Origin of the sequence: Kitasatospora sp. NPDC059747 (assembly GCF_042732955.1) — a bacterium.
In the GTDB taxonomy this organism is placed as follows: domain Bacteria; phylum Actinomycetota; class Actinomycetes; order Streptomycetales; family Streptomycetaceae; genus Kitasatospora.
Genome location: NZ_JBHWGV010000001.1, coordinates 230,515 through 237,395 on the forward strand (window position 1 = coordinate 230,515; position 6,881 = coordinate 237,395).

The 6,881-nt window shown below is 70.6% G+C and carries 1 protein-coding gene; it reads right to left on the reverse strand.

The window, feature by feature from the left end; genetic code table 11:
- Window positions 1-141: 141 nt before the first annotated feature.
- A complete protein-coding gene (locus ACFV4G_RS01050; protein ID WP_380435291.1) occupies window positions 142-6,432 on the reverse strand; it encodes a DNRLRE domain-containing protein in 6,291 nt (2,096 codons plus the stop codon).
- Window positions 6,433-6,881: the final 449 nt, after the last annotated feature.

Below are 6,881 nucleotides of genomic sequence, written 5' to 3' on the forward strand. Positions count from 1 at the left end.
TTCTGCCCCCCGCCCAGATCTCTGTAAGTTGTCTCCGAGGGCGGCTCGGCGAGCTGTGTGATATTATTGCTTATTTGGCTAGGCTCGCCACCACCTCGGTCGGTGCGCTCCATTCGACTCGGTCGGACTATAGGTTATGGACTAGTACAGGATCCAGTAGACCGCATTGTCGATCGCATTCCACGAGCCCCACCCGAGGAATCTCACGATCGGACCGCGTGCATACGTCAGCAAGTACCTGATCTCGAAGCGGTACCTGCTCAAGGCGTAGCTCATGGCCCCGCCGAAACCGATGCCCCAGGCGAAGGTGGTCCCGAACTTGTACCCCGCCGTGCTCCAGCTCCAGCAGCGGTTCATGCACTGGTAGGCGTACTTCGCGACCGCGAGCAGCCCGGACCAGATGGCGCTGCACACGAAGCCGGCGACGCCGCACGCGGCCTCGAGCGCCCAGCCTCCGGCGTAGTCGAGCGAGTAGAACATCGCCTGGCAGCCCCAGCCGCAGCTGCGCGCGCTCGACCGGCCGTCGAGGTCGACCCGGTTCAGCGGGTCGCCGTAGGTGTAGTCGTAGGCGTTGGCGTTGGCCCCGCGGATCGGGTCGACCGAGAGGAAGCGCCCGAGGGCGGGGTTGTACAGGCGGGCACCCATGAGGACGTCGCCGGTGGGCGTCTCGCTGGAGCGCTCCTTGCCGCCCAGGTAGTCGTACCGGGCGGAGCCGGTGCCGGTGAGTGCGTTGCCGTACTCGTCGGTGGCCAGCACGGTGACCGGCGTCGTGGAGTTGCCGATCGGCAGGGTCATGGTGACGTCGCTGTGCAGGTTGGTCAGCTGCAGGACGATGTCGCCGTTGGCGGAGCTGTAGGTGGCCCCCAGGTCTCCGGCGAGGTCGGCGACGTTGCGGGTGAACGCGCCGGTGCCGGTGTTCTCGACGGTCCAGGACGGCGAGTCGCCGGTGCCGTCGTAGTGGTTGACCCGCGACGCGGTCTGGGACCACGTGCCGCCGGAGTTGGCCTCCGTGGTGGAGGTGCGGAACCGGCCGGTGGGGTCGAGCTGCCAGGTGGTGCGGTTGGTGCCGGAGACCTGCTGGTAGGCGAGGTCGTTGGCGTAGTAGGCGGTGGTGGTGCCGTTGGCCTCGGCCGTGGTGCGGCCGAAGGCGTCGTACGTGTAGCCGGTGTCGGCCAGGCGGTCGGCGCTGTCGTAGGTGTGGTTGAGGGTGGTGCCGCCGCTCGTGGGGCAGGACGGGGTCGTGCCGTCGAGAGTGGTGGCGCTGACCGCGGTGTTCTGGCTGGTCCGGTTGGTGTCCTGGTCGAACCCGTAGGACCGCGCCGTGCAGGTCTGCGCCTGGTTCTGGATGACGGTCTCGTTGGCCGCGGTCAGGCGGCCCCGGGCGTCGTAGCCGTAGGTGTCGTTGATGCCGAGCCCGCCGGAGGTGGACAGGGCGCGGGTGACCCGCTGTCCGGCGGCGGAGTAGCCGGCCTGGTCGGAGACCAGGACGTTGCCGGTGGCGCCGGTGTAAACGCGGGAGGTGTGCTGGCCGGTCTCGTCGACGTTCTCGGTCAGGGTGACCGAGCCCGGCAGGGTCTCGGTGGCCGGGGCGCCGTTGCCGTCGTAGGTGACGCCGAAGGTACCGGCGTTGGAATCGGACTTCGAGGTCGGAAGACCGCGCGCGTCCTTGGTGGTGTCGTAGGTGTAGGTGGTGGTGGACGGCGCCGAGTCGGTGACCTGGGTGGGCCGGTCCAGCGCGTCGTACTGGGTGCCGGCGGTGTTGCCGTCGGCGTCCGTGTACGAGGTCTGGCGGCCGAGCTGGTCGTAGGAGCGGGTGACCGTCCTGCCGTCCGGGGTGGACGCGGTGGCGAGCAGGCCGGTGGCCGTGTCGTAGCCGACCGTGCTGGTCTGCACGGCCTGTCCGACGCCGCCGGACACGGCGAGCTGGGTCTTGCGGCCCGCACCGTCGTAGCTGGTGGTCACGGTGCGGGAGCCGCCGTTCGCGGTCTCCGTCACCGTGGCCACGGACCCGTAGCGGTTGTACGTGGTCGTGGTGGTGCCCACCTGGGACGGGTTCGAGCCGCCGCCGGTGATCGCCCCGGCCGGGGCGGTCTGGCAAAGCAGGTCGGCCCACTCGGGGTGCCCGCCGCAGGGCGCGGAGCCGGTCGCGGTGTAGTAGGCGGTCGTGATGGTCCCGGCGTCCGTCCCGTTGGAGGCGGGCTGGGAGACGGCGGTGGTCTGGCCGGCCTGGTTGTAGGCGGTCACCGTGGTGATCGCCAGACCCGCCGGGTCGACGACCTTCCTGGTCGGCTTCCCGATGGTCCAGTCGTAGACGGTCTGGACGGTGCGGGTGTCGGCGTCGGCGGCGTAGCCGCTGATCGCCGCGCCGGTCACCGAGGTGGTGGCGAGGTCCGAGGTCTTCGCCGAGCCGTCGGTGGGACGGTTCTCGTCGAAGCCGGTGTGGACGTGGGTCCGGGCGTTGACCACGGCGCCCGCACCGAGCGCGGCGGACGTGCCGGACGCGGCGAGAGCGTGTTCCAGGGTGGTCTTGTGCAGCGGGCCGTAGGTGTCGGTCTTGATCAGGCCGGAGGTGTCGTAGACGTTCTGGGTCGACAGCAGCGTGGCGCGCTGCGCGGTCGGCATCGGGGCGATGCCGAGGGCGTTGAGCTCCGCGTTGGTGCTGCCGGCCAGGGCCAGTTCACGGTTGGCCGCGGTGAGTTCGCGGACCGTGTTGCCGAACGAGTCGGACTCGCTGGTGGTGATGTGCCCGCCCGGCGAGGCCGCGTTGACCTGACGGCCGGTCACGTCCAGGTAGTAGACCGAGGCGCGGTTGTAGGAGGTGGAGGTCAGGTTGCCCGCCCCGGTGTTGGCCGAGGGGACCTGGTCGGAGGGGAAGACGGCCGTCGCGTCGGTGGGCACGTCGCTCTGCGCCCAGCCGGCGACGTCGGAGGCGCCCATGGCGTAGGGGCCGCCGGCCGCCGTCGTGAGCGGGACGCCGTAGACCACGGTGGTGGCGGCGGTGCCGTTGGTCTGCGACGCCGAACCCGGGGTGAGGGTCGCGCGGGAGACGTTCAGCAGCCGGCCGGCGTTGGTGTCGCCGTCGGTGCCGGCCGTGCCGTAGGCGAAGGTCCAGGCGAGCTGGCCGGGCGGGGTGAGGGTGGTGACCCGGCCCGCCGCGTCGTAGCCGTAGGACGTCACGAGGTTGGGCGTGACGCGGGGGTCCCACTCGCTGCGGAGCAGGCCGGCCGTGTCGTAGGCGTACTGGGCGACGACGGTCGAGGTCTCGGTCCCCGTGGCCGGGTCCATCGCCCACAGCGTGACGGTGGCGGCCCGGCCGGCGTAGTCACCGAAGGTGCCGCCGGTCGCGGTGGTGGTGCCGGCGTAGCCGAGCTCCAGGACGCGGCAGCCCGCGGCCGGGGTGGCCGGCGTCAGGCAGGAGGCGGTGAGGTCGGAGATCGCCGACGTCGGGGCCGCCATCCGGGCCAGGCGGGCCGAGGTGGTGCCGCCCGAGGTGACCGTGTCGAAGCGGTACTGGGTCGTGTTGCCGAGCCCGCTGGAGGTCGTCGAGGCGACCGTCCAGACGCCGGTGGCGCCCGACGCGCCGAACACGGTGACGGTGCCGTTGGTGTCGGTCAGCGTGTACCGGTTGGCCGTGCCGTCGTACGCGAGCGTGTACTGCTTCGCGCCCGGCTCGGGCGCCCAGCTGCCGTCGGCGTTCTTGGTGAAGGCCACCTCGGCGCCGCTGGCGAGCACCAGCTGGACGGCGGTGGCGGTCACCGAGCGGATCTCGGTGTAGTCGGTCGAGGCCTGCGCCGCGACGCCGCCGAAGGACCACTGCGGGCCGAACGGCGCGACCTGGCCGGCCGCCGCCGCGGCGCCCGGGTTCCGGGAGGAGGCCGTGCGCGTCACGACGAGCCCCAGCGCCGAGGTGTCGGTGCCCGACAGCTGGAAGTCGCCGGTGGACAGGTTGAGTGTGCCGGGGCCGACCTGCGTGGTGGAGGCGCCGGAGGACTTGCGGTCCACGGTCGCGGTGACGGCCGAGGAGTCGTACGGCGTCGTGGCGGTGGTGAACTCGCCGCGCAGCTGGACGGATCCGTCGTCGGTGAGGGTGGTGGCGGCGTCCCAGACCAGGGCCGGGGAGGTGCCGCCGCTCATCGCCACCGGCCAGGCCGACAGCGGGGTGCCGCCGGAGGCGACGTCACCGACCGGGATGTCGCTCCAGGCGTCCGAATCGGCGCGCCGGTACTGGAACTTCACGGCGCTGGAGCCGGCCGGGCCGGCCGCGGTCAGGGAGAAGCGGCGCGAGGTGCGGTCGCCCAGCCTGGGCGAGGTGACGGCGCCGCCGCCCGCGTTGAACGCGTAGGTGACGGGGTTCGAGACGCTCCCGGCCACGTTGGTGGTGAACACGGTGAGCGTGTGCGGGCCGTCGGTGGCCGGGGTGACCGCGACGGTCACCGCGGATCCGGTGGTGGCCACCGTGGTCTGGGGCCCGGAGTCCAGCTGCCAGACGATGCCGGCCGTGTCCGTGGCACCGGCCGGCGGGGTCACGATGACGTTGCCACTGCGGCCGGCGCCGAGCGCCCAGCCGCCGGACGGGTAGTCGGTGGAGGTGACGGTCGGCGTGCCGGGCGTGGTGGTCTTCACCGTGAAGACCAGCCCGCTGGGCACGGTCTGGCGCGACCACAGCGATCCGCTGTAGCCCCAGGGCCACGCGGTGTACTGGTGGCCGTCGACCAGCTTGCCGGCCGGCACCGTCGCGCTGGAGATGCCGCCCGACGCCGTCCAGGAGCCGCTCAGGTTGGAGATGACCTGGGTGTTGCCGCCGCCGGTGGTGTCGTAGACGTTCCACTGCGCCATCACGTTGCCGCCGTCGGCGTCCGTGACGGTCGACTGGAGCTGCGGCGTCGCCGTGTTCGTGTAGAGCGTGGTGGTCGAGCCCGACACCGAGGAGACGCCCGGGGAAACGGCGGGGGCGGAGCTCATCGGGTACGAGTTGTACGTCACCGACAGGTACGGCACGTTGCTGCCGTTGTTGGCCGAGTAGAACCGCTTCCAGCTGTTGGAGTCGGTCTCGTTGGTCGCCCGCAGGCCGATGTTGGCGTAGTTGTAGCCGTGGTCACCGGCGTACTGCAGGAACGAACTCGGGTCGATCGACACCCAGCCCGGCGCTATCGAGCCGCCGCAGTTCGACGGGTAGCCCTTGGTCTGCGTGGTCGTGGCGTACTTCGTCATCCACGAGGGCTGGTTGGTCCACACCGTGGAGGTGCTGGCCGCATTGGTCTGCCACAACTCCCACGAGTTCTGGCTGCAGTTGGCCGACCAGTACTCGTACAGGTTGAGCGAGGAGGAGAGGATCTTGGTGTTCGCCAGCTGCTGCACCGGGAACTGGAGGAACGACCGCGCGACGTCGCCGCCGGTGTTGTACGTGCCCAGCTTGAGGTCGGTGGAGGTGTACTGCGGCGTGGTATAGCTGATCTGCGCGAAGGTGTCCAGCACCGTCGACAGGCTGACGGACGGGTCGACGGTGACCGGGTACGTGGTCGCCGGGTCGGCCAGGAACTTCTCGTCCGGGGTCAGGGTGAGGTTCACCGTGTCCCCGGACTGCGTCATCGTCATCGCCACCGGCGCCTGGTGCGGGTGCTCCAGCGACTTGGCGTCGACCGTGGCGTCCCACATGAACGGCGCCGGGATGCTGCCGGCCGGCTTGCCGTTGGTGTCGGTGAAGGTGACCGTGCCGTCCGCGTCCTGCTTGGCGGTCAGGCCCTTGGCGGTCACCGGGATCGTCACCCGGTAGCCCGCGGCCGGGCGCGACTTGAGGAGCACGCTCTGCTCGAAGCCGTTCCGGGTGGCCTGCACGGTCACGTCCGCGCCCGGGGTGACATCGGTGTAGGTCGCGGTGTCACCCTTGAGGGTCGGCTTGGGCAGGTCGCCCTGCCAGCCGATCGAGACCCGGTGGTCACCCTCGCCCTGCGCGGCGAGGGTGACGTTGTGGCCGCCGCCGGCCAGCTTCAGGCCCCGGACGTGGCCCTTCGGCGCCACCGAGTGGTCCGGCGCCTCCTGGAGGGAGGTGTCCACGGCGACCCACTGGCCGTCGCGCTTGAAGCGGAACGGCAGCGCGTACGAGTCGGTGGTGAGCGTCCCGTCCGGGTTCGCCCACGTCTTGGTCTGCTCGGTGCCCTGGTCGAGCACCTCGACCTTGGCGTTGCGCAGGCGCGCCGTGGCGATCGCCGACGGCACGTCGGGTGCCGTCAGCGGTCCCACGGGCTCCTTGCCCTGACTGGACGTGCCCTTGTCGCTCTTGGGCCCGACGGCCACGGCCTGGCCGGTGACGGCGAGCGTCACCGCCGTCTCCGCTGCCAGGACCAGCGCCACGACGGCGGCCGTCCTCGCGATTCGGCGCCGTGAGGCACCACCAGAAGAGCCGCTCGGGAAGCGGCCCACTCTTGGCTTCATGCAGGTTCTCCTCGGTTCACATCCCGGATTGATCACCCGGGATGCTGGAAGAACCTAGATCCTCCGGCGCCCTGTCAGAACCACATAAAGAAGCGCTCTGACGTGCAACGATTCGCCGACGCTCCATCAGAAAATGATCCGAGTTCAAACGATCTAGCTGTCACACCGACCAGACTGTCACTCAGAGTAGCCAGGGCCCCGACGCCGCCCCGGAGCGCCGCTGCACGGTGATCCGAACGTCATCAGATCGAGATGACGGCTCGCCACGCCGTCAACCGGTTGCCCGCCCGATCCGGGCCGGCGTGAGGTGATGGCTACTGACGGGCTACGGGCGGACTACGGACGGGCTACGGACGGGCGTCCTTGACCGTGGGCTGGGTCTTCTGGTTGTAGATCTCCTTGCCGTCCGCGTTGTAGGCGTGGACGTAGGGGAACGGGGGGAAGGAGTC

Excerpts from the sequence above, each read along its gene's own strand:
- ACFV4G_RS01050 (WP_380435291.1), bottom strand. The coding sequence starts at position 6,432 with ATGAAGCCAAGAGTGGGCCGCTTCCCGAGCGGCTCTTCTGGTGGTGCC.